This window comes from Lentzea sp. NPDC004789, from assembly GCF_053601075.1.
This window is the reverse complement of record NZ_JBSGBE010000003.1, coordinates 302,812-329,457: the sequence shown is the minus strand read 5'-3', so window position 1 is coordinate 329,457 and position 26,646 is coordinate 302,812. Positions and strand designations below refer to the sequence as shown.

Here is a 26,646-nt window from a genome sequence, read left to right as displayed (position 1 = left end):
ACGTGAAACCGAACCCCAGCAGAAGCAGAACTCGAAGCCGACCAACAACGGAGATGACAGCGCCGTGGTGTGGACCCCGATTGCAGAAGAGGCGGCTCGTGCGGCAAGCGTGCTGCACCCCGACGAGTCGCTTCTCCCCCGACCTACCCACCGGCGGGTCATCACCGTCGCCAACCAGAAGGGTGGCGTCGGCAAGACGACGAGCACGGTGAACCTCGCCGCGGCGCTCGCGATCCACGGGCTCAAGACGCTCGTGATCGACCTCGACCCACAGGGCAACGCCAGCACCGCGCTCTCGGTCGAGCACCGCTCCGGGACGCCGTCCGTCTACGAGGTGCTGATCGGCGAGATCTCGATCGCGGAGGCGGCTCAGGTCAGCCCGACGTCACCGAACCTCTACTGCGTCCCGGCCACGATCGACCTCGCCGGCGCCGAGATCGAGCTCGTCTCGATGGTGGCCCGCGAGTCGCGGCTCAAGGAGGCGTTGAGCCCGGAGGCGCTCGACCAGCTGCAGCCCGACTACGTCTTCATCGACTGCCCGCCGAGCCTCGGTCTGCTGACCGTCAACGCGATGGTCGCGGCCCAGGAGGTGCTCATCCCGATCCAGTGCGAGTACTACGCGCTGGAGGGTCTGAGCCAGCTGCTGCGCAACATCGAGCTCGTGCAGCAGCACCTCAACCCGGACCTCGGCATCTCGACGATCCTCCTCACGATGTACGACGGCCGGACGAAGCTCGCTGACCAGGTGACCAGCGAGGTGCGCGGGCACTTCGGCGACGTTGCCCTGAAGACGGTGATTCCGCGCAGCGTGAAGGTCTCCGAGGCGCCAGGATTCGGGCAGACGGTGTTGACGTACGACCCGGGCTCGCGCGGGTCGATGAGCTACCTCGATGCCGCCAAGGAGATTGCTGTGCGCGGGGCGAAGAAGGAGGGCGCATGACGGAGCAGCGCAAGGGCGGACTCGGGCGCGGCCTGGCCGCGTTGATCCCGCAGGGTCCTCCGCCCGGTGCGCCCAGCACCATCCGGCCCGCCGCGGCCGGCAACGGGGCGGCGGCGACGAAGACCCAGCCGGTCGGTGAGGTCGCGGGGGCGGTGTACCGCGAGGTCGCGGTCACCGCGATCAGGACCAACCCCAAGCAGCCGCGCCAGGTGTTCGACCAGGACGCGATCGACGAGCTGTCGTTCTCCATCAAGGAGTTCGGGCTCATGCAGCCGATCGTGGTGCGCGAGCTCGGCAACGACACCTACGAGCTCGTCATGGGCGAGCGCCGGTGGCGGGCCACGCAGCAGGCCGGGCTCAAGACCATCCCGGCGATCGTGCGGCAGACCGCCGACGACGTCATGCTGCGAGACGCGTTGCTGGAGAACATCCACCGCGTCCAGCTCAACCCTCTCGAAGAGGCGGCGGCCTACCAGCAGCTGCTGGAGGAGTTCGGCGTCACGCATGAGGAGCTCGCCGACCGCATCGGCCGCAGCCGTCCCGTCGTCACGAACACGATCCGCCTTCTCAAGCTCCCCCTCCCCGTCCAGCGACGGGTCGCTGCGGGCGTGCTGAGCGCGGGTCACGCACGGGCGTTGCTCGGGCTGGACGACGCCGGCGCGCAGGAGGACCTCGCCGCCAAGATCGTCGCGGAGGGCATGTCGGTCCGCGCGACCGAGGAAGCGGTGACGCTCGCCAAGAACGAGCGGCCGAAGAAGGAGAAGGCCGCGCCGCGCAAGCAGATGCACGCGCCCGGTCTGCAGGAGCTCGCCGAGCGCCTCTCGGACAACTTCGACACCCGCGTGAAGGTCGAACTCGGGCAGCGGAAGGGCCGGATCGTCGTCGAATTCGGGTCAGTTGACGATCTTGAACGGATCATCGGACTGATGAGCCCAGAAACGGCAATTCGGACATCGGAGTAGGCCCATAGGATCACCCACGGGTCTTATGTCACGGTGACGATGACGCCCCGCAGCCGAATGGCTACGGGGCGTCACCTATGAGAAGAGATCAACGAGCGACTGCGCGCTCGATCAAACCGGCGTAAATCTCGCCCAACGACTGCCCCGCCGCCTCGACGGCCATCGGCAGAAGAGACGTCTCGGTCAGTCCCGGCGACACGTTCACTTCGAGGAAGTAGACGGTCCCGTCCTCGGCCACGACCGCGTCGGTCCGCGACACGTCCCGCAGCCCGAGCAACCGGTGCGCCGCGACCGCGAGCTCCCCGACCGCCTTGGCGGCGGCCGCGTCCAACCGAGCCGGCGCGTGGAAGTCGGTCAGCCCCGCGGTGTACCGAGCGGTGTAGTCGTACACACCGGTCTCCGGCACGATCTCGACCGCGGGCAGCGCCGTCGGCCCGTCCTCACCGTCGACGACCGTCACCGCCACCTCCACCCCGGCGATGAACTGCTCGGCCAGGACGGTGTCGCCGTACGCCAGGCACCCGACCATCGCCGCGGGCAGATCGGCGGCGTCGCGGACCACCTGAGCGCCGAGCGCCGAACCACCCTGGTCCGGCTTCAGCATCAGCGGCAGTCCGAGCGTCGACACCATCGCATCGAGCACCGGCTGCGCACCCAGCTCCCGGAACGTCGCGTGCGGCAGCACGACCCACTCCGGCGTCGCCAGCCCGGCACGGGCCAGTTCGGCCTTCGCGGTCGGCTTGTCCCACGCACGACGGCACGCCCGCGAGTCGGTGCCCACGTACGGCACGCCGAACATCTCCAGGATCGCCTGCACCGACCCGTTCTCGCCTTCGCCACCGTGCAGAGCGACGACGACGGCGTCCGGACGTGAAGCGCGAAGGCGGGTCAGCAAGGACGAGTCTGCGTCCCACTCCTCCACCGTCACGCCCACCGACCGCAGGGCGGCCGACAGGCGGCGACCGGAGCGGATCGAGACCTCGCGTTCGTGGGACAGCCCACCGGACAGCACAGCGACCATGCGGTCAGCCACAGCACAACTCCAAGAGAAAGATCAGGCGGTGTCGGGCGACGGGGTCTGCGGACCGGACAGCTGACGGCCCGGCGTCGCCCCGAACGTCGCGTGCAGCTGCATCTCGTCCTCGATGACGTTCGCCAGGCGGCGGACGCCCTCACGGATGCGCTCCGGTGTCGGATAGCAGTAGGAGATCCGCAGCTGACGCGAACCGAAGCCATCCGCGTAGAAGCCGGTGCCGGACGCGTAGGCCACGCGGGCCGTGACGGCCCGGGGCAGCATCGCCTTGGTGTCGATGCCCTCGGGCACCGTCACCCAGACGTAGAAGCCGCCGTCGGGAATGTTCCACGTGGAACCTTGCGGCATGTGCTGTTCGAGAGCCGAGATCGCCGCATCCCGGCGGTCCCGGTACGCCTCGCGGTAGGTCTTGATCTGACCCTTCCAGTCCTGGGTCGAGAGGTACCGCGACACGATCATCTGGTTCAGCGTCGGCGGGCACAGCGTGGCCGACTCGGCCGCCAGCACCAGCTTCTCGCGCACCGCGTGCGGCGCCAGCACCCAGCCGACCCGCAGGCCGGCCGCGAAGGTCTTCGAGAACGACCCGAGGTACACGACGTTGTCCGGGTCCATCGACCGCAACGCCGGGTACGTCTGCCCGTCGAAGCCGAGAAGCCCGTACGGGTTGTCCTCCACGACCAGCACGCCGTAGCTCCGGCAGATCTCCAGGATCTCGGCCCGCCGCGACACCGCCAGCGTCACGCCGGCCGGGTTGTGGAAGTTCGGGATCGTGTAGAGGAACTTGACGCGCTGACCAGCGCGTTTGCAAGCCTCAAGAGCCTCGCGCAGCAACGACGGCACGAGCCCGTCGGCGTCCATCGCCACGTGGACGACCTGCGCCTGGTACGCGGTGAACGACCCCAACGCGCCGACGTACGACGGCCCTTCGGCGATCACCACGTCACCGGGGTCGCAGAAGATCCTGGTGACCATGTCGAGGCCCATCTGCGAGCCGACGGTCACCACCACGTCGTCCGGGTGCCCGTTGATGCCTTCCAGCGCCATGACGTCGCAGATCTGCTCACGCAGCAACGGAACGCCGTGCGCGGAGCCGTACTGCAGCGCCACCAGGCCCTCGGAGGCCACCAGATCGCCGATCTCGGCGGAGAGCGACTCCAACGGCAGCGCGGCCAGGTGCGGCATGCCGCCGGCCAGCGAGACCACCTCGGGACGCGATGCCACCGCGAAGAGTGCCCGGATCTCCGATGCCGTCATCCCTGCCGTGCGCGCTGCGTAGCGGCGGAGGTGGGGGTCCAGGCTTCTGGGGCCCTGCTTGGCGGGCTGTCCGGGCATCGTCATGTGGGACTCCTGAATGGGAAATGTCCCGAGCGAGTGTAACCGTCGTCCCGTTCAGGGCACGTGCCTTCCCGGTTCCGTCACATTCGCCTACCCTCGTACGGGTCTACTGTGCGTGCCAAAGGGGTGGAGGTCGGGGTGTCGCGACGCGTTGTGGGCGTCACGCTGGACAACCTGGAGCATCTCTCCAAGCACAGCAGGACGTGCGTTTTCTGGGAGCTCGCCCCTCACCTGCGTGAACAGGCCGAGGAGTACGGCGACACCGAGTTCGAGAAGGAAGCCTGGGTTTCCAGCGTCCTGCTCGAATGGGGTTCGTGCGGTCGCCTCATCTACTGCGACGGGATTCCCGCCGGGTCGGTCTTCTACGCACCTCCTGCCGCGGTTCCGCGCAGCTCGGCCTTTCCCACGTCCCCGGTGAGCCCGGACGCCGTCCTCATGACGTCGCTGGAGGTCCTCCCGGAGTTCCGAGGGGGAGGACTCGGGCGTGTGCTCGTCCAGGCCGTGGCGAAGGACCTGACGCGTCGTGGCGTGAAGGCCATCGAGGCGTTCGGCGACATGCGTCCGGACGAAGAAGAGCGCAGCTGTGTCACGCCCGCGGAGTTCCTCACGAGCGTGGGCTTCAAGACCGTGCGGCCGCATCCCCGCTGGCCCCGGTTGCGTCTGGAGCTGCGCAGCGCCATCACCTGGAAGGAAGACGTCGAGGCAGCCCTCGAACGCCTCCTCAACAGCGTCACGGTCTCGACCGCGGAACCGAGCTTCCGCCCCGTCTGACCACACGAAAAAGGGCCCCTCGCCGAGGGGCCCTTTTTCGTCAGCAGGAAATCAGCCCTTGGCCATCTCGTAGCGCAGCAGGTCGTTGAACGTGAAGGTGCCCGTCGGCTGGTCGTCCTTGCCGAGCAGGTAGAGCCGCTTCACGGCCACGAGGATGCCCTCGGCCACGATGTCGCGGAAGCCGGGCGTGGCCAGGCGCGCGCGGTCCTCGGCGTTCGTCAGGTAGCCCACCTCGACGCGGACGGCCGTGCAGCGGGTGAGCCGCAGCAGGTCCCACGTCTTCGGGTGCGAACCGCAGTTGCGCATCGACGTGCGGGCGGCGACCTCGCGCTGGATGAAACCGGCCAGCGCCTCTCCCACGGTCGACGAGGTGCCGTTGCCGGTGCCGTAGTGGAACGTCGCCACGCCCTGCGCATGCGGCGAGGAGTTGCCGTCCGCGTGCAGCGACAGGATCAGGTCGGCACCCGCCTCGTTGGCGAACCGGGCGCGCTCCGCCTCGTCCGGGCAGTTCGCCGGACCGCGTGTGAGCAATGCCTCCATGCCGGTGGCGGCCATCTTGCCTTCGAGACGGCGGGCCAGGTCCAGCATCAGATCGGCCTCGGACACGCCGTCCACGACCACGCCGCGGTCCTGGCCGCCGTGACCGGGGTCGATGACGATCCGCTTGCCGGACAGGCGCGAACCCGCGCTGCGGACCCGTTCCTGCTCACGCAGCAGCACAGGGCGGCCACCGCGGACCTTCGGCTGCAACTGACGCAACGCGCGCACGGTGTCGGGACCGCACATGCCGTCCACGATCAGGCCGTAGTCGCGCTGGAAGTTCTTCAGCGCCTGCTCGGTCTGCTGGCCGAACACGCCGTTCGCGCGGCCGGCGTCGTATCCGAGCTCCAGCAGGCGTTCCTGCAGCATCAGCACGTCGTCACCGGTGGTCGGCTGCGACATCAGGTACGCGAGCGGCCGGTCCCCCAACCGGAACGTCGCGTCGCGCAGCGCTCGGTAGGTCGCCGGGCCGACGATGCCGTCGATGATCAGCCCCCGCTGCTGCTGGAACGCTCGCACGGCGTGCTCGACCTGCTGGTCGAACACCGGCGGCGCCTGGGGGTCGGTCGGCGGAAGCAGTCCGAGCCTGGTCAGGGTCGACCGGATCTCGGCAACATCACTTCCGACGTCCCCGCGGCGGAGCAGCTGCATGCACCCTCGCTCGACTAGGGCGCCGAACTTGATCGGCGCGTTAGTTGGGAAGCCTTCATTGTGCCCTGCTCCGCAGAGTGATCGATGCAGGGCTACTCACAGTCGCACCGGGATCACGTTCCCGGTACCGAACAAGCGTGACCCGCCCGTCTTATCGATAGACGGGCGGGTCACGTTGCGCGTTGCACCGGATTTCTTAGCCGATGCAACTTCTTGCGTCAGGCCAGAACGTCCTGCAGGTCGTTGAGCAGCGCCGCCTTGGGCTTCGCGCCGACGATCTGCTTCACCGGACGGCCGCCCTGGAACAGGATCAGGGTCGGCACGGACATGATCTGGTAGTCACGGGCGATCGACGGGTTCGCGTCGATGTCGACCTTGGCGATGGTGAGCTTCTCGCCGTGCTCGGCGGCGATCTCCTCCAGCACCGGCGCAACCATCTTGCACGGGCCGCACCAGGTCGCCCAGAAGTCGACCAGCACGGGCTTCTCGCTGGTCAGCACGTCGTCCGCGAACGACTTGTCGGTCACCGTGACGGTGGCGCCTGCCATGTTCTCTCCCTAAAGCCGTAAAGAAACTTCAGTTGCTCTTGCCGTAGCCGCCGCCGACAGCCTCGGCGGCGATCTCGGCGTGCTCTTCGCCGTGCTCGGCGAGCCACCGTTCCGCGTCGATCGCGGCGCTGCAACCCGAGCCGGCGGCGGTGATGGCCTGGCGGTACTCGTGGTCGACGAGGTCGCCGGCCGCGAACACGCCGTCCAGGTTCGTGTACGAGGTCTTGCCCTTGGTGAGGACGTAGCCCTCCTCGTCGAGGTCGACCTGGCCCTTCACCAGCGCCGAGCGCGGGTCGTGGCCGATCGCGAGGAAGAAACCGGTGACGGGCAGCTCGGACTCGGCGCCCGTGACGGTGTCCTTGACCTTGATCGAGGACACGGTGCCGTCACCCAGCACGTCGGTGACCTGCGTGTTCAGCTGCCACTTGATCTTCTCGTTGGCGCGGGCGCGTTCGAGCATGACCTTGGAGGCGCGGAACTCCTCGCGGCGGTGGATGACCGTGACCGACTTGGCGAACCGGGTGAGGAACGTCGCCTCCTCCATCGCCGTGTCACCGCCACCGACGACCGCGATGTCGTGGTCGCGGAAGAAGAAGCCGTCGCAGGTCGCACAGGCCGACACACCGCGGCCGAGCAGCTCCTGCTCACCGGGGATGTTCAGGTAACGGGCGGCCGCGCCCATCGCGAGGATGACCGCGCGGGCGGAGTACTCGACGCCGTTGGCGACGACCTTCTTGATCTCACCGGTCAGCTCGACGGACTCGACGTCCTCCGCGCGCAGCTCCGCACCGAAGCGCTGGGCCTGCTCGCGCATCTGCTCCATGAGCTCGGGGCCCATGATGCCCTCGCGGAAACCGGGGTAGTTCTCCACCTCGGTCGTCGTCATCAGGGCGCCGCCGTACTGCGAACCCTCGAAGACCAGGGGTTCGAGCTGCGCACGGGCGGCGTAGACCGCCGCGGTGTAGCCCGCAGGCCCTGATCCGATGATGATCACGTTGCGCACGCTCACGGCCCCAGCAACTCCTCGATCTCGTCGTCTGACTGGCTCAACGGATCGTAGGTGTCGCTAATTCCGTGACTTGAGCGACTACCTCGGCTTGATGGTGGTGTCCGCCAGCACGCCCTCGGGCTTGTCCGGCCCGCAGGTCTTCGGGTCCAGCACGACCAGCCGGTACTGGCCGAGACCGGCGGGCAGGATCGCCATCACCGCGTCCTTGCCGTCGAGCGTGATCGGGCTGATGCCGAGCGGGTTGCCGGAGCTGGTGATGCCGCCGCCCTTGAGGCAGCCGGCGAGGCGGTCCGGGGTCTCCAGCGGGCCGAAGTTCTGCGCTTTGAGCACGTCACCGACCGCCGAGCCCAGCTCGTCGCGCTTCAGGGCGAGCGGTGGGGCGGCCGTGTTCGAGCTGGTCTTCGGGGTCTCCTGGGCCGCCGGCGGGTTCTTCGCCTGCTGTCCACCGGGAGAGACGGCCAGGACGATGCCGAACGCGGCGGCGGCCGCGACCAGCACGCCGGCGCCACCCAGGCCCAGCCTGCGGTTGCGCCGCTTGCGGGCCTCGTCGAGCGACACGACCGGAGCGGCGGGACGGGCCTCCGCGGCGAGCGCGGCGTCGATGCGGGCCGCCACGTGGTCGGGCATCGGGATCGGCGGCAGCGCCTGCAGGTCCTCCAGCGTGGCGTCCAGGGCCCGCAGGATCTCACCGGCCTCAGGGTCCGCCTCGACCCTCGGGCGCAGCTGTGCGGCGACCTCAGGGGGCAGCACGCCCGCGTGCAGGTCCGCGATGAGGTCTACCGACCACGGCGGACCCATCGGCACGCGCTCCATGCCGGTCATCGGCCCTCCCACTGACGTTGCTCTTGCACATTCACACCGTCAGCTGGGACGTTCGCATCTGCGATTCGGTTCCTGAGGTGCCCGAGAACTTTGGCGAGCTTGGCGCGCCCACGCGCGCAGCGGCTCTTGACCGTGCCTTCCGCGATGCCCAGGAGCTGCGCCGTCTCGGCGACGGAGTAGCCCTCGACGTCGACCAGCACGATGGGCGCCCGCTGCTCCTCCGGCAGCTCCATCAGCGCTTCCTGCACCATCAGGCTGGTCTCGCGGTCGCTCATCGCGTCACGGGGCGCGACGGGCTCGCCGGGACCGGCCTCGGGCAGCGGCACTGTCGGTCTTGTTTGTCGTCGCCTCATCCGGTCGAGGCACGCGTTGACCACGATCCGGTGCAGCCAGGTGGTCACCTGCGACTCGGCGCGGAACGACGAGGCCGCGCGGAAGGCCGAGATGAACGCCTCCTGCAGCGCGTCCGCAGCCTCCTCGGGGTCGCGCAGCGTGCGCAACGCCACCGCCCACATCCGGTCGCGGTGCCGCTTCACCAGCTCCGAGAACGCGTAGGGGTCACCTGCGGCGTGGGCCGAGATGAGTTCGGCGTCCGAGCTGGCTGCGGCGGTCACGGCTACGGAGGATAGCGAGCGTGATCACAGATCACTTGGACAGGTCTACTGGGCCCTCGTGTAGAGGATCTCGTGGATTTCCGACTGGTTCTTGCCGCCGCCGGCGTTGGTCAGCTGCGTGATCCAGATCAGCACGTGGGACGTCGGCTCGTGGTCGTTGAGCTGGATCTGCGTCTGCCCGTCGGACAGGTCCGCGATCCCGATGACCTTGGTCTCCTCCAGCGGCGCGTCCAGCGACGACGCCACCCGGATCTCGACGTGCGTGCCCTTGCTGGGCGAGGTGATCGTGACCGAGGCCAGCTTCACCGGCTCGGCGAACGACGCCATCAGCCCGATGCCCGGCTTCAGCGCCGGGAACTGCTGGAAGTAGTTGTCGGTCCGCCAGAACGTGTTCGCGTTGTTGTCGACCGCCCGGCTCGCCTGGTTCGCGTTGTCCGGCTGGTTCGTGACGTCGTAGACGCCGATCTGCCCCGGCTGCACCGGTCCGGCCGGCGCGGGCGCGGGTGCCGACTGACCGTTCGACCCCGGCTGGTTGATCACCACGGTCGGCCCGCCGCCCCTGGACGGCTCGTCGCTGAAGAAGCCGACGATCTGCACGCTCAGCCACACGATCACGGCCACCGTCGCCAGTGCCAGCACGCCGACGCTGATCCACAGCTTCTTCTTCTGCTGCTTGTCCTGCACCGGGCGCTGCGTCGTCCACACGACCTGGTCGTCATCGTCGTCGCGGGACGACACGGACGGGATCAGCGCGGTCTCGGCCTCCTCGGCCGCGATCTGGTCGAGCACCTGGAGGATCGCCGCGGACGTGCGGATGCCGCCCACCGAGGTGTCCTCCAGCGAACGCACCGCGACGGACGACAGCTCGTGCGGCAGGTACGGGTGCAACGCGTTCGGTGCCACCACGGACCCGTCCGGCCCGGTCGGGGCGATCGGCACGTTGCTCGGGCCGCCCGGCAGCGCCCACCGGCCGGTGAGCAGCAGGTACAGGATCGCGCCGAGTCCCTTGACGTCGTCGCGCGCGATCGCGTCCGGCCGCGGACCGGGGAACGCGAGGCGCAGCCGGCCGTCCGAGGTGACCCGGATGCGCTGCGGGTGGTCGGCGCCCAGCACGAGACCGGCGTGGTGCGCGCCCTCGATGGCGGCGCCCAGCGGTTCGAGCAGACGGGTCGCGGCGCCCGCGGGCAGCGGGCCCTCCGCGATCAGGTCCATCAGGTCGGTGCCCTGGGTCCACTCGGCGACGACCATGCCGAGGATGCCCTCGTCCGGCCGGATCCCCGTGCCGGGCGTGAGGACGTCGATGACCCTGGAGACACCGGGGTGCGTGAACGACGCCGCGTGCATCGCGCGTTCGACCGTGCGGCGGGCGCGTGCGGCGGCTTCGTTGTCGGACAGGTCGCCCAGGAGCACCGTGAGCGCCACGTCCCGGTTCAGCTGACCGTCGCGGCCGCGCCACAGTTCGGCGTTGGACCGGGCGTCCGCACCGGATTTCGCGAGCAGGCGGTAGCGGCCGTTGCCGATGACGCCGCCGGGGACCAGGGCGGCGTGAACTCCGCTACTCACGGGCACGAGAGTACGGGACGACGCTCACCGACCGGGGTCACCGGCGCCGCACCAATTGGTTGATCTTGTCGATCGCCGGCTTCATCTCGGGTACCCGGAAAGCCGCCAAAAGGCCGAACGAGAGCGGCAAACCGATCAACGTCACCAGGATGACCTCGGCCCAAGCGGCTACAACCGGGTTCGAGAACCCGATCGCGCTCTGGACCAGCAGGTTCGCCCCCTTGGCCACGGCGAACGCCAGTGCGGACGCCACCACCGTGAGGCAGACCGTCCAGATGGTGAAGCCGGTGCGCAGACGTCCGAGGCGGAACCGCAGCCAGACCTGACCGACGACCGCGCCGAAGACGAAGCTGAGCGACATCGCGAGCGACACGCCGACCGCGAGCTGTTCCGGCGACGACACGTTGAGGAAGAAGAACAGCAGACCGATCCGGACCGCCACCATCAGGCCCTGGATGTACGTCGGCGTGCGCGCGTCCTTCATGGCGTAGAAGACCCGCAGCTGGAGCAACGTGATCGCGTACGGCACGAGGCCGAACGCCGAGAGCGCGAGTGCGACACCGATGCCCGTACCGCCGGCGACGCCGGACTTGCCGAAGCCGAACGCGGCGACGCCGATGGCGACACCGGACACCGTCATCAACACGCTGAACGGCATCAGCAGGATCGACGACATCCGGTTGCCGAACAGCAGGTCGCGCACGATCGCGTCGTTGTCGTTGTGCGCGGCCGCGCGGCTCATCTTCGGCATCAGCGCGGTGAGCAGCGAGACTCCGAGGACGCCGTACGGCACCTGGGCGATCAGCCACTGGTAGTTGAACGCCACCAGCGCGGTGTCGGAGTGGGTGGCCACGTTCGTCAGGACCGTCATGCTCGCGAAGCCGAGGCCGACGTAGAGCAGCACCCAGAACGCCAGGCCGCCGAACTCCGACAACCGCGAGTCCCAGCCGAACCGCCACTTGAACCGGAAGCCGGTCCGCACGAGTGCGGGGATCAGCACGACCGCCTGCACCGCCACGCCGAGCGCGGTGCCGATGCCGAGCACCAGCAGCTTGGCGTCGGTCATGTGGACCGGGTTGAGCGAGATCTCGCCGGGCATGAGCCAGTAGACGACCAGCACGACGATCACGACGACGTTGTTCAGCACCGGCGCCCAGGTGGGCAGGCCGAAGACGTGCCTGGCGTTCAGCACCGCGCCGAGCAGTGCGGTCAGGCCGTAGAAGACGATGCCGGGCAGCACGAGGTACGCGAACGCCGTGACCAGGGCCGGGTTGGCCTTGGGCGAGTCGGCGATGAAGAGGTCGGTGAGCAGCGGAGCGCAGGCCACGGCGACGACCGTGCCGATGCCGAGGATCAGCGTGCCCATGCTGATCAGCCACTGGGCGTACGACTCACCGCCGTCGCTGTCCTCCTTCTCCGCGCGCACCAGCAGCGGGATCGCGACGCTGGTCAGCACGCCGCCGAGGAGCAGTTCGTTGATCATCGTCGGCAGCGTGGTGGCCGCCTGGTACGAGGTGTTCAGCTGCTCGGCGCCCAGTGCGGCGATCAGCATCACCTTCGACAGCAGGCCGGTGGCGCGGCTGACGATCGTCGCGATCGCCATCGAGCCGCTGGCCTTGGCGACCGACGGTGCCTGCTTCTGCTGCTCTGGTTCGGTGGTCGTGGCTGTCTCGCTCACGCGCTCGACTTCTCCGGTGTCACGTTCTCGATGGACGGTGCCTCGCCGCCGTTCTCGCCGTTGCGAGCACGGACCCGCTTGTAGATGCGACGTCCCGAGAGCAGGACGAGCGCGATCGCGGCGATCACGGTGACGATCACCGTGATGGTGCCGTAGGCGGACGACGACACCTCCAGCTTGACAGTGTCACCCAGAGCGACGCCCTCGGGAGTGGTCAGCCGGACGTTGACCGGGAACCGGCCCGACCGCAGCACCTCGACCGGCACCCGCACGACGCGCTCGCCGCGGGCGGGAAGCACCTGGTCAGGCAGGTCGAGCTTGCGGATGCCCGGCGTGTCGGCCAGCACGATCCGCACGGTGACGCGGACGTCGAGCTTGTTCGTGATCGTCACCGGGATCGGGCTGTCGCCGGAACCGAGCAGGATCGGGCTCGACGGCGGCGTCACGCCCACCATGCCGGTCAGCGAGTTCAGCTCGCCCTGGCTGATGTACGCGGCGGACCGCGCGCCCTCCTCGTTCGACCGCCACGCGCCGGACATCGCGCGCAGCAGGCCGAGCCACAGCGGGTCGGCGAGGTCGGCGGGTGCGGCGTGCTCGCTGTCCTCCTGCTGCATCGAGGCGACCATGCCGTTGAGCTCGACGCTCTGCTGGGTCACCGAGTCGGCGATGGCCGGCGCGATCTCCCTGGCACCGGCCTCCGGCGGGTAGGTGATCTTGGCGTTCGTCACCGACGGCGTGGTCCTGGTCAGCTCCTCGAGGCTGAGCTGGGTCGCGTAACCGCTGCTGAGCAACCGCTGGGCGGCGTTGAGGAACTCGGTCATCTCCGAGAGCGGCGCGTTCCACCGGCGCGGCGGCGTGACCACCACGTTCCGGCCGTCGCCCTGCCAGCCGGCGCGGAACACCAGCACGGACAGCGCGTTCTGCACGGACACCGGCTGGCTCTCGACCGGCGTGGTCACGCCGGAGAGGGTGCGCGGCCGCGACGCACTGCCCTGCAGCGCGTCCGAGACCATCGAGTCGATCTTCACGGCCGTCACGGGGTGCTGGCCGGCGACGCCGACCGGAGCGGTGCCCGGCGCGTCGGCCAGGCCCGTCGGGTCGAGCAGGACCGACTTCATGCCCGCGTACTTCTGCTCCGGCTGCGGCGTGACCAGCTCGTCGAACGTCGGCTGGTCCAGCACGCCGTCCTCCGGCCAGACGAAGTCCGGCAGCGGCTGCACGCCCAGGACCTGCTGGATGAGCTTCGGGCCGTCGGTCAGCGCGAGCGTGCGCATGTTCGCGAGCTTCGCCCTGTTCAACGCCACGAGGTCGGCGTCGGCGGACGGCAGGGCCACGACGCAACGGCCCTTGACGGCGAGTCCGAGGCGGTCCAGCCAGAGCTTCGCCTCGGCCTTGCCCTTGCCCTCACCGGCACCGCGGACCTGGTAGCCCGTGCTCATCGCCTGAACCGTGCGCAGCAGGTCGGGGTCGATGGCCAGGCACATGGCCGTGCTCATGGACGAGATCACCTGCTCGTAGGCCTGCAGCAGGCCGTACAGCCGGCCGGTGGCCGAGAGCGAGGTCACCAGTTCGTCGTCGACCAGCTCGGACTGCCCGGGACCGCCGAGGCTGACCAGCCGCGGCCGGTCCGCGATGGGCCACAGGACCGTGAGCTTGGCCGGAGCGCCGGGCTTGCCCCTGGTCTCGCCGCCGGGCACGCCCAGCACGGGCAGCAACGTCGACAGGGCCGCGAGCCGTGCCTGGCCGCCGTAGTCGGGGCGGCCGTTGATGTTGGCGAGGACCGGGTAGATGCCGGGCTGATCGATCGCGAGCGAGGTGGGTTCCGACCCGCGCAGCGGCACCTCGAGGGTGAAGTCCTTCTGCTGGCCGGGTTCGAGGTGGTCGGCGACCTTGGTGAAGTTCGGCTGGACGAACTCGGCGGCCGCCGGTTCGCGCAACGCCTTGCGCAGGTCGTCCTCGGTGTCCAGCGACTCGCCGCGCTCCAGGCGCAGCACGATGTCGGAGACCTTGCGGTCGCCGACGTTGACGATCTTGCCCGTGATCTTGACGGTGCCCGGTGAGTCACTCGTCACGAACCGGGGTGTGAGCTGGGCGATGTCGAGTCGCAGGAACTGCGGTTGCTGCTGGCCCGGCTGGGCGGAGAGGGTTCTGGTCGCCCACACCTGGGTGGCGGGAGCGGGCATGAACGGCAGCGCGTCGGCCTGGTCCGGCTGTGACTGCTCGACGGCGCCCGCGGGCGCCGTCGCGGTCAGCAGGAACGCGGCGACAGCGGCTGTGCAGACGAGCTTCCTCACGCTCACGCCGACTCCGCCCCGTTGCGGCAGCGGTCGGCGAGCAGTTCGGCGGCTCGGCGGACCAGACGGCGCTCGTCGGCATATGCCAGTCGCCCGTCCAGCTCGCCGAGTGGCACCCACGCCACCTCGGTGACCTCCACGTCTTCGTCGGAAAGCTCTCCCCCCAGCGCTTCGAGGAGGAAGTGGTGAACCGTCTTGTGCACCCGGCGGTCGTCAGCGACGAACCAGTAGTCGATCGACCCCAACGGGCGCAGCACCCTGCTATGAATACCGGTTTCCTCGGCGACCTCGCGCACCGCGGTCTGTTCCGCGGTCTCGCCGGCCTCGATGTGACCCTTCGGCAAAGACCACAGCAACCGGCCGCGCCGGTCAAGTCTGCCGATCACCGCGGCCCGCTGCTCGCCGTCGAGCACCAGGCCACCAGCCGACGTCTCGTCGACAGTCTTCAGCCGCCGGCCCCGGCGCCGCCTGCGGCGCCCCGGTTTGGAACCTCCGGAACGTGCGGCTGACGGGGGCATACGGCCGATCGTACTTACGAACCTTAAGTACGCTGGTTTCTCGTGTCTCGATCGCTCCAGGAGAATGCGGTGGTGGAAGAGCCCACCATCACACCAGTCGTCGCCGAGCTCGCCGCCCGGTTCGCCGCCGAGGGCAAGCGCCTCTACCTCGTGGGTGGCAGTGTGCGCGACGCCGTGCTGGGGCGCCCGACGAACGACTTCGACTTCACCACGGACGCGCGACCTGCCCAGATCCAGAAGCTGCTGGGCGGCTGGGCCGACGCCCAATGGGACACCGGCATCGCGTTCGGCACCGTCGGTGCCTCGAAGAAGGGCGAGATCCTCGAGATCACGACCTTCCGCGCGGACGTCTACGACGGCGTCACCCGCAACCCCGAGGTGACCTTCGGCGACACCATCGACGGCGACCTGGTCCGGCGTGACTTCACGGTCAACGCCATGGCGTTCGACGTCGTGGCCCGCGCGTTCGTGGACCCGACGGGAGGCCTTCAGGCCGCTCGTGACGGCGTGCTGGACACACCGGCGACCCCGCAGGAGTCGTTCGGCGACGACCCGTTGCGGATGCTGCGCGCCGCCCGGTTCGTCTCCCAGCTCGGCTTCACGGCCGCGCCTCGGGTGGTCGAGGCCATGCGGTCGATGGCAGGCGAAATCGCCCGCATCACGCCGGAGCGAGTGCAGGTGGAGCTCTCGAAGCTCCTGTGCGGCGCGCACCCGCGCCGCGGCATCGAGCTCATGGTGGAGACCGGGCTGGCCGACATCGTGTTGCCCGAGCTCACGGCCATGAAGCTGGAAATCGACGAACACCATCAGCACAAGGACGTCTTCGACCACTCGCTGGTTGTGCTGGAACAGGCGATTGATCTTGAAGATGTTGATCAATCACCCGATCTGGTGCTGCGGATCGCGGCGTTGCTGCACGACATCGGCAAGCCGGCGACCAGGAGGTTCGAGCCCGGCGGCGGTGTCTCGTTCCACCACCACGAGGTCGTGGGCGCGAAGATGGTCCGCAAGCGCTTGCGGGCGTTGCGGTACTCGAAGGAGATCACCGAGGACGTCGCCAAGCTCGTCTACCTGCACCTCCGCTTCCACGGCTACGGCAACGGCGAGTGGACCGACTCGGCCGTGCGCCGGTACGTGACGGACGCGGGAGACCTGCTGACGCGGTTGCACAAACTCGTCCGTGCGGACTGCACGACCCGCAACAAGCGCAAGGCCAACCTGCTGCGGCGGACGTACGACTCTCTTGAGGAGCGCATCGCACGCATCGCGGCCGAGGAAGACCTCGCGCGCGTGCGCCCGGACCTCGACGGCAACGAGATCATGAAGCTGCTCGGCCTGCCGCCGGGCCCGCAGGTCGGCGCCGCGTGGAAGTTCCTCAAGGAGCTCCGCCTGGACCGCGGACCGCTGGACCGCGACGAGGCAGAGGCCGCGTTGCTCGACTGGGCGCGCGAGCAGGGCATCACTCCGCCATCTCGGTGACGCATTGTGAGCGGATGAAATCCCCGCGTTAGCGAACTGACAGCGCGGGGATGCACCATAGGTGGTGCGCTAGGGGAGCGCATGGGGGTGGTGCAGATGTTCTCCTGGGGACTTTCCGCAGGTCCTGCGGTACACGACCTGGACGAGCTGACCGACGACCAACGAGCGGTGCTGCGGTGTCTCGCGCGTGGTCACGCCGACCACGAGATCGCGCGGGTGCTCGGCATCGGGCAACAGCGGGTGGCCGACGAGGTGGCCGACATCCTGCGGCGCCTGGATCTACCCGATCGGGTTGCTGCTGTCGTCTTCGCCCACGAGGCCGGGATGCTGCACCTGCCGTTTCCGCGTTAGCAGGAGCAGGTAGGCGCCCAGCCCGACCAGGTAGAGGCTCGCGGCGGTGAGGATGAGACCGGGCGAACGCCCGTCCAGGGGGACCACCGTCGCGGTGATGGTCACCGCGGTGACCTGCGCGATGTTGAAAAGGGTGTCGTAGAGCGCGAACACTCGGCCGCGCACTTCGTCGCCGACGTCGCGCTGCACCGCGGTGTCCACGCACAGCTTGACGACCTGACCGGCGAAGATGACCACGAAGCCGGCCGCGAGGATGCTGATCAGCGTCATCGGCAGCCCGAGCCCGATCTGCGCGGCGGCCGTGATCACCATCGCGCCGCAGATCGTGGTCTTCACGCCGAACCTGTCGACGATCCGGTCGGTGAGGATGCCGGCGAGCAGGATGCCCGCACCGCCCGCGACGGCGACCTCGCCGAGCCCGCCGATGCCGGCCTTGAGGATGCCGACGTCGTGCAGGCTGTAGCGCATCAGCAGCAACGTGACCATGAGGCTCACGCCGAACGCGGCCCGGTGCGCGAGGACCGCCGCCAGCGCGGCCGTGACGTTCGGGGTGTGCCAGGTGGCCTTCGCGCCGTCGAGCAGACCGCGGGCGACGGCCTTGATCGCGTTGTGCGGCTCGTCGACCCGGTCCGGCCCGAGCACACCGGCCTTGAACCGGCTGGCGATGAACGCGCTGGCCAGCATGCCCGTCAGCGCGATGCTGGTGGTCCAGCCGGAACCGCCGTCCCCGGCGCCCAGCACCGTGCGGAACCCGATCGCGCACGCCGCGCCGAACACCGCCGTGATCGCGCCCGCCGTCGTGGCCAGCGCGTTCGCCTCGACCAGGTGGTTCTCGTCGACGACGTGCGGCAGCGAGGCGCTCAACCCGGAACCGACGAACCGGCCGATGCCCATGACGACGAGGGCGGAGACGTAGAGGGGTAACCCGCTGAGCCCGGCACCGACCGCCAGCGCGGTCAGCAGGACGAACGCCGCGCGTGAGACGTTCGCCACGACGATGACCTTCTTGCGGTCCCACCGGTCCAGCAACGCGCCGGTGAACGGCCCGACGAGCGAGTACGGCAGCAGGAGCACGGCGAACCCGGCCGCGATGGCCGCGGGATCGGCCTGCCGCTCGGGGTTGAAGAGAACCGCGCCGGCGAGCCCGGCCTGGAAGAGTCCGTCACCCCACTGCGACGTGAGCCTGGTGGCGAGAAGCCTGCGGTACTCGGGGATGCCGAGGAACCGGCGTGATCCCCAGTGGTGCTTCTCCACCGCAAGCGTTGTCACCGTTGCACTCTATGCGTGTTCGGGTGAAAACCACGAAAGCCGGACCTCACGGTCCGGCTCCCCTGGATCGGATGCCAGGTCGCCTCACGGCGCGATGCACTACGCGGCTCCAGCCGTACGGTATTCCGCGAAGGCGGTTGTCTGTTGAGCCCGGGGGACACAAAGACATCCGACACCTGAGTCTAACGGGGAGCGGCCCTGAGTTGTTCCGGCGATCACGGATGATTTCATGGTGACGTGCGTCCCGATGCCGAGGTCGAGCCAGGCTCCCTGTTGGTTGCTGCCCCGAGCCTGAACGACCCGAACTTCACGCGCACGGTCGTCTACATCATCGACCAACGTCCAGAGGGAACCCTCGGCGTCGTGCTGAACCGTCCGTCCGAGGTGGCGGTGCACGACGTCCTGCCGCCGTGGGGTCCGCACGTGACGAAGCCGCAGTGCATCTACATCGGCGGCCCGGTCGAGCAGAAGACGGCGTTGTGCCTGGCGGCTCTCAAGGCGGGCACCGATCCGTCCAAGGTGGAGGGCCTGGTCGGCGTGCAGGGCCCGGTCGCGCTGATCGACCTCGACGCCGAGCCGGACGACCTGATGCCGCTGGTCCGCGGCCTGCGGGTGTTCGCCGGGTACTCGGGCTGGGGCGAGGGCCAGCTCGCGGGCGAGATCGAGCGCGGCGACTGGATCGTCGTCACCGGACTGGCCGACGACGTGCTGGTCGGCGCGAACGTCGACCTGTGGGGGCGGGTGCTGCGCCGGCAGGGCATGCCGCTGGCGCTGCTGTCCACCTACCCCAAGGACGTCCGCGAGAACTGATTCACGTGAAACGTGCGGCTACAGACCGGCGAGCGGCGAGCAACCGCCACCGCCGCACGCGCAGCCACCGCAGCCCTTGGGCTTGACCGGCTCCGGCAGCAGCGCGGCCGCCCGGCTGCCCACGATCCCGCCGGCGAAGGCGATCGCGAGCGCGCCCACCAGTCCGATGATCCCAGCGGTGACGGCCAGGTCGGCCATGACGAACGCCATCGCGCCCGACACGATCGCCACGGCACCGGCTGCCACGTTCGGCACCCCGGCGACGCGGTTGGCCAGCGCGAACGTCTCCTCGTCGCGGAGGGCCGCCGCCGTGCGCACGCCGACGAAGCGGTTGCGGCGCAGCTTGCCCTGCAGACCCAGCAGACCGATCGCGCCGAGAGCGACGCCGAGCACACCCAGGACGACCGACAGCACGATGTTCACCCCATGAGGGTAAGGCTGGCGCGCCGGTCACCTCGCGCTCACCCCGGTCCGATGTGCCGCAGGCCACCGCCCGTGCAGGCCGCTTGCGGTGCGCTGATACCGTTGAGGGCATGAGCACGGCCCGCCTGCTCCTTAGTTAGCCGCGACGACCTGATCGGAAGACGGTCGGCGCGGCAGCCCTCCATGCCCATCTGGGCTGGGGGGTTTCGTCATGTCAGGGGCAGGATCGATGGAGAGGGACTCATCAACATGAGCACGGACGCGGCGGAGATCCCCGCCTACCGCTACACCGCGGAGCTGGCGAACCAGATCGAGGAGCGGTGGCAGCGGTACTGGGAGGAGCACGGCACCTACTACGCGCCCAACCCCGTTGGCGCGCTCAAGGGTGACGTGCCCGCGGACAAGCTGTTCGTGCAGGACATGTTCCCGTACCCGAGCGGCGCCGGCCTGCACGTCGGCCACCCGCTGGGCTTCATCGGCACGGACGTGTTCGCGCGCTACCACCGCATGAACGGCCGCAACGTCCTGCACACGATGGGCTTCGACGCGTTCGGCCTGCCCGCGGAGCAGTACGCGGTGAAGACCGGGCAGCACCCGCGCAAGACCACCGAGGAGAACATCAACACCTACCTGCGGCAGATCCGCAGGCTGGGGCTGGGCCACGACGAGCGTCGCCGCATCTCGACGATCGACCCCGAGTACTACAAGTGGACCCAGTGGATCTTCTTGCAGATCTTCAACTCCTGGTACGACCCGGACGCGCGCAAGGCTCGTCCGATCGCCGAGCTGATCTCTCAGTTCGAGTCTGGCGAGCGGGACGTTCCCGGCGGTCGCAAGTGGTCTGAGCTGTCTTTTGCCGACCAGCAAAGGATCTTGGGCGATTTCCGGCTGGCCTACTTGTCGGAGGCGCCCGTCAACTGGTGTCCCGGACTGGGTACTGTGCTGGCGAACGAGGAGGTCACCGCCGACGGACGCAGTGAGCGTGGCAACTTCCCGGTGTTCAGGAAAAACCTGCGCCAGTGGATGATGCGCATCACCGCGTACTCGGACCGGCTGATCGACGACTTGGACCGGCTGGACTGGCCGGACAAGGTGAAGGCCATGCAGCGCAACTGGATCGGGCGCTCGCACGGTGCCCGAGTCCGATTCGCGGTGGGAGACGAGAACATTGAGGTCTTCACGACCCGTCCGGACACGTTGTTCGGCGCGACCTACATGGTCCTGGCACCGGAACACGAGCTGGTGGACCAGATTGCGGCGCCCGATCGCGTGGCAGACATCGCGGCGTACCGACGGGCTGCGTCCCTGAAGTCCGAACTGGACCGTCAGGAGAACAAGGAGAAGACCGGCGTCTTCATCGGGGCGTACGCCACGAACCCGGTGAACGGCAAGGAAATCCCCGTCTACATCGCCGACTACGTGCTGATGGGCTACGGCACCGGCGCGATCATGGCCGTGCCCGGCCAGGACCAGCGCGACTGGGACTTCGCGAAGAAGTTCGACCTGCCGATCATCCGCACCGTCCAGCCGTCCGACGGCTTCGAGGGCGAGGCGTACACCGGCGACGGACCCGCCATCAACAGCGGTTTCCTGGACGGCATGGCGATCGACGACGCCAAGAAGACGATCATCGGGTGGCTGGAGGAGAACGGCCACGGCCACGGCACCGTCCAGTTCAAGCTGCGCGACTGGCTGTTCAGCCGCCAGCGCTACTGGGGCGAGCCGTTCCCGATCGTCTACGACGAGAACGGCACCGCGATCGCGCTGCCCGAGTCGATGCTGCCGATCGAGCTGCCCGACGTCGACGACTACTCCCCCCGCACGTTCGACCCGGAGGACGCGGACACCGAGCCGTCGCCGCCGCTGTCGCGCGCCACCGACTGGACGACGATCGAGCTGGACCTGGGCGATGGTCTGAAGACGTACCGCCGCGACACGAACACCATGCCGAACTGGGCGGGTTCGTGCTGGTACCAGCTGCGCTACGTCGACCCGGTGGAGACCGAGCGGTTCGTCAACCCGGAGAACGAGAAGTACTGGCTGGGCCCGCGCACGGCCGAGCACGGCCCGACCGACCCCGGCGGCGTCGACCTGTACATCGGCGGCGTCGAGCACGCGGTGCTGCACCTGCTGTACTCGCGCTTCTGGCAGAAGGTCCTGTTCGACCTGGGCCACCTGACCGGCGACGAGCCGTACCGCCGCCTGTTCAACCAGGGCTACATCCAGGCGTACGCGTACACCGACGCCCGCGGCGTCTACGTGCCCGCGGCCGAGGTCGTCGAGGAGAACGGCAAGTTCTTCCACAACGGCCAGGAGGTCAACCGGGAGTACGGCAAGATGGGCAAGAGCCTGAACAACGTCGTCACGCCCGACCAGATGTGCGAGACGTACGGCGCGGACACCTTCCGGTTCTACGAGATGTCCATGGGCCCGATGGACGTCTCCCGCCCGTGGGCGACCAAGGACGTCATCGGCGCACAACGGTTCCTGCAGCGTCTGTGGCGCAACCTGGTCGACGAGACCGACGGCTCACTGCGCGTGGTCGACGAGGAGCCCTCGGTCGAGGCACTGCGGTTGCTGCACAAGACGATCGCCGGCGTCCACGACGACTACGCGAACCTGCGCTACAACACGGCAGGCGCGAAGCTGATCGAACTGAACAACTACATCACCAAGCACTACGCCTCCGGCACGCCCCGCGCGCTGGCCGAGCCGCTGGTGCTGATGCTGGCCCCGCAGGCCCCGCACGTGGCCGAAGAGCTGTGGACCCGCCTGGGCCACGACGGCTCGCTGGCGCACGGCCCGTTCCCGGCCGCGGACGAGCAGTACCTGGTCGAGGACACCGTCGAGTACCCGATCCAGGTCAACGGCAAGGTCCGCTCGCGGGTCGTCGTGGCGGCGTCCGCGTCGCAGGACGAGATCAAGGCCGCCGCGCTGGCCGAGGAGAAGATCGCCGAGCTGGTCGCCGGTGGCGAGCCGCGCAAGGTGATCGTGGTTCCCGGCCGCCTGGTGAACGTGGTCCTGTAGGAACCACTCGACCTGGAGGGGCGCTGCGCTTCGGTGCGGCGCCCCTCAGTCGTTCTCCTGGAAGCCGATGTCCGACAGCATCTGGTCGAGCATGCTGTCGAACATCGGCTCCGGGTTGCTCACCGCGAACGGGAACCTCCCGAACACCTCCAGCGCCACGTGCCCGTACAGCCGCACCCACGACTGCACCACGTGGTAGATCTTCCCCAGGTTGAGGACGTCGTCCTCGACCGTGACGCCGTGCACCGACACCGCGTCCATCAGGACCTGTTGGAACCTCACCAGGTCCTCGTGCAGCACTTCGGGTACGTCGTCGTCCGCGTGGTTCGCCACCAGGTTGGACGCGATCAGCCGTCCCGCGAGCGACAGGAACACCGCGCCGAACTGGTCGGCGCCCAGCGGGTCGCGGGGCGAGGCGAACACCAGCGCGAACTCCTGCGGGTGCGCCAGGGCCCAGCGGCGGAAGCCTCGGCACACCGCCCTGACCTGGCATCCCACGTGTCCGGACGTGTCCGCGGCCAGGTCCGCGTAGAGCACTGCGGCCATGTCGGCGCAGATGTCGTCGCAGAGCTGTCGCAATAGCGCTTCGTGGGAGTCGTAGTAGCGGTACAAGGCGGGCGCGGTGATGCCTAGCTCGCGTGCGATGGCACGCAGAGTCACCGCGTCGCGGCCGCGTTCCACCAAAAGAGCGCGGGCCGCCTGCCGAATCTCACGCTCGGTCTCAGCGCGAAGCCGTTCTCGGCGAGTGGCCTCGGTCATATGTCACTCCATCGGGTTGTAGACCCCGTCCACCGCCCGTACGGTTTTAGTGAACGGTGTTTACAAGAGTTCACGGTATTCACAGCACGGTAACCCAGGAGGCCGTCGTCGATGTTCGCGAAGTGGGGATCTGTCGCATATCGCCGCCGGTGGGTGGTGTTGATCATGACCGTACTGCTCGCCGTGCTCGGCGGTGTGTGGGGACTGGGCGTGTTCGACAAGCTCAGCCAGGGTGGTTACGAGGCTCCTTCCAGCGAGGCGGCGCGGGCGGACAAGGTAGCCGAGGAGGCGTTCGGGCGGCAGAACGGTGACGTGATCGTCATTTACCGCGGCGACTTCGCCAACCCGCTGGAGCTGAAGAAGGTCGCCGACCACATCAGCGGGTTCCCGAAGAACGACGTTCTCAAGGTCACCGGGCCGGTTCCGTCGGACGACAAGCAGCAGGCGCTGGTCGCCATCACGCTCACCAGCGGTGACTCGAACGGGCAGATCAAGCAGTTCGAGGACGTCCAGTCGCAGCTGCCGATCGACGGTTTCACGCAGCAGGTCGGCGGGCTCGTGCCCACCCAGAAGGCCATCAACGACATGTCGCAGTCGGACCTGACGCGCGCGGAGATGTTCTCGCTGCCGCTGGTCCTGCTGTTGCTCGTGGTCATCTTCGGCGGTCTCGTGGCCGCCAGTCTTCCCGTGGTCGTCGGCGGGCTCGCGATCATGGGCGCGCTCGGCGTGCTGCACGGCATCGCCACCTTCACCAGCGTCAACTCCTTCGCCGTCAACGTCGCGTCGCTGCTCGGGCTGGGCATGGCGATCGACTACGGCCTCTTCATGGTCGGCCGGTTCCGCGAGGAGCTCGCCCAGGGGCGCACCACCGAGCAGGCGGTCGGCCGCACGGTGGCGAGCGCGGGCCGTACCGTGATGTTCAGCGCAACGCTGCTGGTCATCGCGCTGGCCGGACTGCTGATCTTCCCGCACGGCTTCCTGAAGTCCCTCGCGTACGGCGGCATGTCGTCGGTCGCGATCGCGGCGCTGGTGTCGCTGACGCTGCTGCCGGCATTGCTGGGCGTGCTCGGCCACCGGGTCGACAAGCTCGCCATGCCGTGGCGCAAGAAGGAGCCGAGCGAACGCGGCTGGCGCGGCCTGAGCGGCAAGGTCATGAAGCGGCCGCTGTTGTTCGCCGTCCCGCTGATCGCGGTGCTCGCGGCGCTCGGCGCGCCGTTCCTGAACGTCCAGTTCGGCCAGGTCACCGAGAAGGTCCTGCCGGAGGGCAACGCCGTGCGCGTGGCCACCGAGAACATCAACCAGAACTTCTCCGCGCTCTCCAACACCGGGCTCAAGATCGTCGTCAAGGGCGGTGACCAGGCCGCGGTCGCGCAGTACCTGGACAAGGTCAAGGACGTTCCCGGCATCGGCGACGTCCGGCCGATGGGCTCGGACAAGGGCGTCACGGCCGCGGCCGCCGGGCTGGAGCACGACGCGTTGAGCGCGGAGTCGAAGCAGGCGCTCAAGGACGTCCGCGCGCTCACCCCGCCGAACGGTGCCGAGGTGCTGGTCGGCGGCAACACCGCCATGGTCAGCGACTCGCTCGACGCCATCTCCGACGGGCTGCCGTTGATGATCGGGCTGCTGGTCGGCGCGACGCTGATCCTGATGTTCCTGGCGTTCGGCTCGGTCGTGCTGCCGATCAAGGCCGTGGTCATGAGCGCGCTGTCGCTGTCCGCCACGTTCGGCGTGCTGGTGTGGATCTTCCAGGAGGGTCACGGCGCCGACCTGCTCGGTGTCACGCCGGGGCCGCTGGAGTCCGGCATCGTCGTGCTGATGGCCGCCATCGTGTTCGGTCTGTCGACGGACTACGAGGTCTTCCTGCTCTCCCGCATGGTCGAGGCCCGCGGTCACGGCGCGACCACGGAGGAAGCCGTCAGCACCGGTCTGGCCAAGACCGGCCGGGTGATCACCTCGGCCGCATTGCTGCTGATCGTGGTGACCGGTGCGTTCGCGTTCTCACAGGTCGCGATGATGCGGTTCGTCGGTGTCGGCATGATCCTCGCGCTGGCGCTCGACGCCACCGTGGTCCGGATGCTGCTCGTGCCGGCCGTGCTCAAGCTGCTCGGCAACGCCGCGTGGTGGTCACCTGGGCCGCTCAAGCGGGTCCAGGAACGCCTCGCGCTTCACGACGAGCCGGTCGACGACTTCGACGACTGGGACGACGAGATCCGCGAGCCCGTCGCGGTCGGCTGACCGGGCGGGAAGGCGATCATGGCCGCGTCGAACTGGCGCGGCCTCTGGTCCTCCAGCTCGCCCGACTTCATCGCGAACGTGGCCAGCACCGCGTTCGAGCTGTCGAGCACCGTCGTCGTCGTGCCGGTCGCGAGGAACACCCTCGGGTCACCCGGCGCGATGGCGACGCCCGGCGCGTTGATGGGCAAGCGTTCGCGCAACGTCATGGTCGCCGCGTCGACGACCACGACCGCGCTTTCCTTCGTGAGCGTCAGGTAGACGGTGGTGCCGTCCGGGGTGACGGCGATGCTGCCCGCTCCCCTGCCGGCCCGCAGCGAGCCGACGACCTGGTTCGTGGTCGTGTCGATCACCGACAGCGTGCCCGGCGTCTGCTCGCCCAGCTCCATGCTGCTGACGTACAGGCGCTTGCCGTCCGGTGAGATCGCCAGGTGCTGCGGCAGACCGCCGACCTGGATGGTCGAGGTCTGGAACGCGGTCGCCGTGTCGACCACGCCGACCGTGCCGTCCTGGGCGTTGGCCACGTAGAGGACCTGGTTGTTCGGGTGCACGGCGAGGCCCAGCGGCTGGCCGGGCACCTTCACCGCGGCCACCAGCTGGAAGTGCTCCGGGTCGACGACCGCGATGCCGCCGCTGGCCGACACGTACAGGCGCTTGCCGTCCGGGCGCATCGCCGCCTGCGAGAGCTGGACCTGCGTGAAGATCCGGTCCAGCACCGCGCCGGTGTTCGGGTCGACCTCGGCGATCGTGCCGGTCCACCCGTTGACCACGTAGACGCGCCCGCCGTCCGGCGACACGGCGACACCTGTCGCGTGGCCCGCTGTGTCCGCGTGCGCGACTATCGTGCCGGTTCTGGTGTCGACGACCTGGACGAGTCCGGTCCTGCCCACCACGTAGGCGCGCGGAGCCGCGGCTGCGGAGGTGGTCGTGAAGTCGTGCCGTTGCTCGACACCCATCGCCGCGATGGCCGCTGAGAGCGCTAGAACCGCGGCCACGAGGCGTGGCTTTGCCATACGCC

The 26,646-nt window shown here is 68.9% G+C and carries 23 protein-coding genes; 8 read left to right on the top strand and 15 right to left on the bottom strand.

From position 1 onward, the window contains the following. The first annotated feature begins 64 nt into the window (after positions 1-64). Positions 65-940, top strand: a complete 876-nt coding sequence (locus tag ACWEIJ_RS09180) for a ParA family protein (RefSeq protein ID WP_449836865.1) — start codon at positions 65-67, stop codon at positions 938-940. Then, positions 937-1,902, top strand: a complete 966-nt coding sequence (locus ACWEIJ_RS09175; protein WP_449836642.1) for a ParB/RepB/Spo0J family partition protein — start codon at positions 937-939, stop codon at positions 1,900-1,902. The genes ACWEIJ_RS09180 and ACWEIJ_RS09175 overlap by 4 nt, the downstream gene beginning before the upstream one ends. Before the next feature lie 88 nt (positions 1,903-1,990). On the opposite strand, the gene ACWEIJ_RS09170 is transcribed toward ACWEIJ_RS09175, so the two are convergent. Both ACWEIJ_RS09170 and ACWEIJ_RS09165 read right to left on the bottom strand, forming a co-directional pair. Beyond that, positions 1,991-2,935 carry a D-alanine--D-alanine ligase family protein gene (locus tag ACWEIJ_RS09170; RefSeq protein ID WP_449836641.1) on the bottom strand — a complete coding sequence of 315 codons (945 nt, stop codon included), beginning with the start codon at positions 2,933-2,935 and terminating at the stop codon, positions 1,991-1,993. A gap of 21 nt (positions 2,936-2,956) precedes the next feature. Beyond that, complete coding sequence (locus ACWEIJ_RS09165; protein ID WP_449836640.1) at positions 2,957-4,273, bottom strand: aminotransferase-like domain-containing protein; 1,317 nt, start codon at positions 4,271-4,273, stop codon at positions 2,957-2,959. Positions 4,274-4,408: 135 nt separating this feature from the next. Between ACWEIJ_RS09165 and ACWEIJ_RS09160 the strand changes: the two genes are divergently transcribed. Continuing rightward, positions 4,409-5,041 (top strand): GNAT family N-acetyltransferase, encoded by a 633-nt coding sequence (locus tag ACWEIJ_RS09160; RefSeq protein ID WP_449836639.1) that lies wholly within the window; start codon positions 4,409-4,411, stop codon positions 5,039-5,041. A gap of 51 nt (positions 5,042-5,092) precedes the next feature. On the opposite strand, the gene ACWEIJ_RS09155 is transcribed toward ACWEIJ_RS09160, so the two are convergent. From ACWEIJ_RS09155 to ACWEIJ_RS09115, 9 genes are all read right to left on the bottom strand, one after another. Continuing rightward, positions 5,093-6,232, bottom strand: coding sequence for an N-acetylmuramoyl-L-alanine amidase (locus ACWEIJ_RS09155; RefSeq protein ID WP_449836638.1), 1,140 nt, complete (start codon positions 6,230-6,232; stop codon positions 5,093-5,095). A 218-nt stretch (positions 6,233-6,450) separates the two neighbouring features. Next, entirely contained in the window at positions 6,451-6,780 is a 330-nt protein-coding gene (gene trxA, locus ACWEIJ_RS09150) for a thioredoxin (RefSeq protein WP_382414970.1), read from the bottom strand. A gap of 28 nt (positions 6,781-6,808) precedes the next feature. Then, entirely contained in the window at positions 6,809-7,789 is a 981-nt protein-coding gene (gene trxB, locus ACWEIJ_RS09145; protein WP_449836637.1) for a thioredoxin-disulfide reductase, read from the bottom strand. A 78-nt stretch (positions 7,790-7,867) separates the two neighbouring features. After that, positions 7,868-8,611 carry a hypothetical protein gene (locus tag ACWEIJ_RS09140; protein ID WP_449836636.1) on the bottom strand — a complete coding sequence of 248 codons (744 nt, stop codon included), beginning with the start codon at positions 8,609-8,611 and terminating at the stop codon, positions 7,868-7,870. After that, entirely contained in the window at positions 8,608-9,225 is a 618-nt protein-coding gene (sigM, locus tag ACWEIJ_RS09135; protein ID WP_449836635.1) for an RNA polymerase sigma factor SigM, read from the bottom strand. Before sigM ends, ACWEIJ_RS09140 begins: the two co-directional genes overlap by 4 nt. A gap of 45 nt (positions 9,226-9,270) precedes the next feature. Continuing rightward, positions 9,271-10,788, bottom strand: coding sequence for a protein kinase family protein (locus tag ACWEIJ_RS09130; protein WP_449836634.1), 1,518 nt, complete (start codon positions 10,786-10,788; stop codon positions 9,271-9,273). Positions 10,789-10,825: 37 nt separating this feature from the next. Then, positions 10,826-12,466, bottom strand: a complete 1,641-nt coding sequence (murJ, locus tag ACWEIJ_RS09125) for a murein biosynthesis integral membrane protein MurJ (RefSeq protein ID WP_449836633.1) — start codon at positions 12,464-12,466, stop codon at positions 10,826-10,828. Beyond that, positions 12,463-14,766: a DUF6049 family protein gene (locus tag ACWEIJ_RS09120; protein ID WP_449836632.1), complete on the bottom strand. Its 2,304-nt coding sequence runs from the start codon at positions 14,764-14,766 to the stop codon at positions 12,463-12,465. Before ACWEIJ_RS09120 ends, murJ begins: the two co-directional genes overlap by 4 nt. Further along, positions 14,763-15,278, bottom strand: coding sequence for an NUDIX hydrolase (locus ACWEIJ_RS09115; RefSeq protein ID WP_449836631.1), 516 nt, complete (start codon positions 15,276-15,278; stop codon positions 14,763-14,765). Before ACWEIJ_RS09115 ends, ACWEIJ_RS09120 begins: the two co-directional genes overlap by 4 nt. A 42-nt stretch (positions 15,279-15,320) precedes the next feature. Between ACWEIJ_RS09115 and ACWEIJ_RS09110 the strand changes: the two genes are divergently transcribed. Beyond that, entirely contained in the window at positions 15,321-16,757 is a 1,437-nt protein-coding gene (locus ACWEIJ_RS09110; RefSeq protein WP_449836630.1) for a CCA tRNA nucleotidyltransferase, read from the top strand. Between the two features lie 81 nt (positions 16,758-16,838). Next, positions 16,839-17,108, top strand: coding sequence for a helix-turn-helix domain-containing protein (locus tag ACWEIJ_RS09105; RefSeq protein ID WP_355448325.1), 270 nt, complete (start codon positions 16,839-16,841; stop codon positions 17,106-17,108). Here ACWEIJ_RS09105 and ACWEIJ_RS09100 read toward each other — a convergent pair. Continuing rightward, entirely contained in the window at positions 17,037-18,377 is a 1,341-nt protein-coding gene (locus ACWEIJ_RS09100; protein ID WP_449836629.1) for an MFS transporter, read from the bottom strand. The genes ACWEIJ_RS09105 and ACWEIJ_RS09100 overlap by 72 nt on opposite strands. A 237-nt stretch (positions 18,378-18,614) precedes the next feature. Between ACWEIJ_RS09100 and ACWEIJ_RS09095 the strand changes: the two genes are divergently transcribed. Next, on the top strand, positions 18,615-19,187 hold the full coding sequence (locus tag ACWEIJ_RS09095; protein ID WP_355448331.1) for a YqgE/AlgH family protein: 573 nt from the start codon (positions 18,615-18,617) through the stop codon (positions 19,185-19,187). Positions 19,188-19,205: 18 nt separating this feature from the next. Here ACWEIJ_RS09095 and ACWEIJ_RS09090 read toward each other — a convergent pair whose 3' ends face one another. Further along, complete coding sequence (locus tag ACWEIJ_RS09090; RefSeq protein WP_449836628.1) at positions 19,206-19,610, bottom strand: SdpI family protein; 405 nt, start codon at positions 19,608-19,610, stop codon at positions 19,206-19,208. 249 nt (positions 19,611-19,859) lie between these two features. On the opposite strand from ACWEIJ_RS09090, the gene leuS reads away from it, so the two are divergent. After that, the gene (gene leuS, locus ACWEIJ_RS09085) at positions 19,860-22,637 is read left to right on the top strand and encodes a leucine--tRNA ligase (RefSeq protein ID WP_449836627.1); all 2,778 of its coding nucleotides are present in this window, start codon (positions 19,860-19,862) and stop codon (positions 22,635-22,637) included. Positions 22,638-22,682: 45 nt separating this feature from the next. On the opposite strand, the gene ACWEIJ_RS09080 is transcribed toward leuS, so the two are convergent. Beyond that, entirely contained in the window at positions 22,683-23,396 is a 714-nt protein-coding gene (locus ACWEIJ_RS09080) for a TetR/AcrR family transcriptional regulator (protein ID WP_449836626.1), read from the bottom strand. Between the two features lie 165 nt (positions 23,397-23,561). Between ACWEIJ_RS09080 and ACWEIJ_RS09075 the strand changes: the two genes are divergently transcribed. After that, positions 23,562-25,631, top strand: coding sequence for an MMPL family transporter (locus ACWEIJ_RS09075; RefSeq protein ID WP_449836625.1), 2,070 nt, complete (start codon positions 23,562-23,564; stop codon positions 25,629-25,631). Here the strand turns inward: ACWEIJ_RS09075 and ACWEIJ_RS09070 are convergent. After that, the gene (locus tag ACWEIJ_RS09070; RefSeq protein WP_449836624.1) at positions 25,562-26,641 is read right to left on the bottom strand and encodes a YncE family protein; all 1,080 of its coding nucleotides are present in this window, start codon (positions 26,639-26,641) and stop codon (positions 25,562-25,564) included. The genes ACWEIJ_RS09075 and ACWEIJ_RS09070 overlap by 70 nt on opposite strands. Positions 26,642-26,646: the final 5 nt, after the last annotated feature.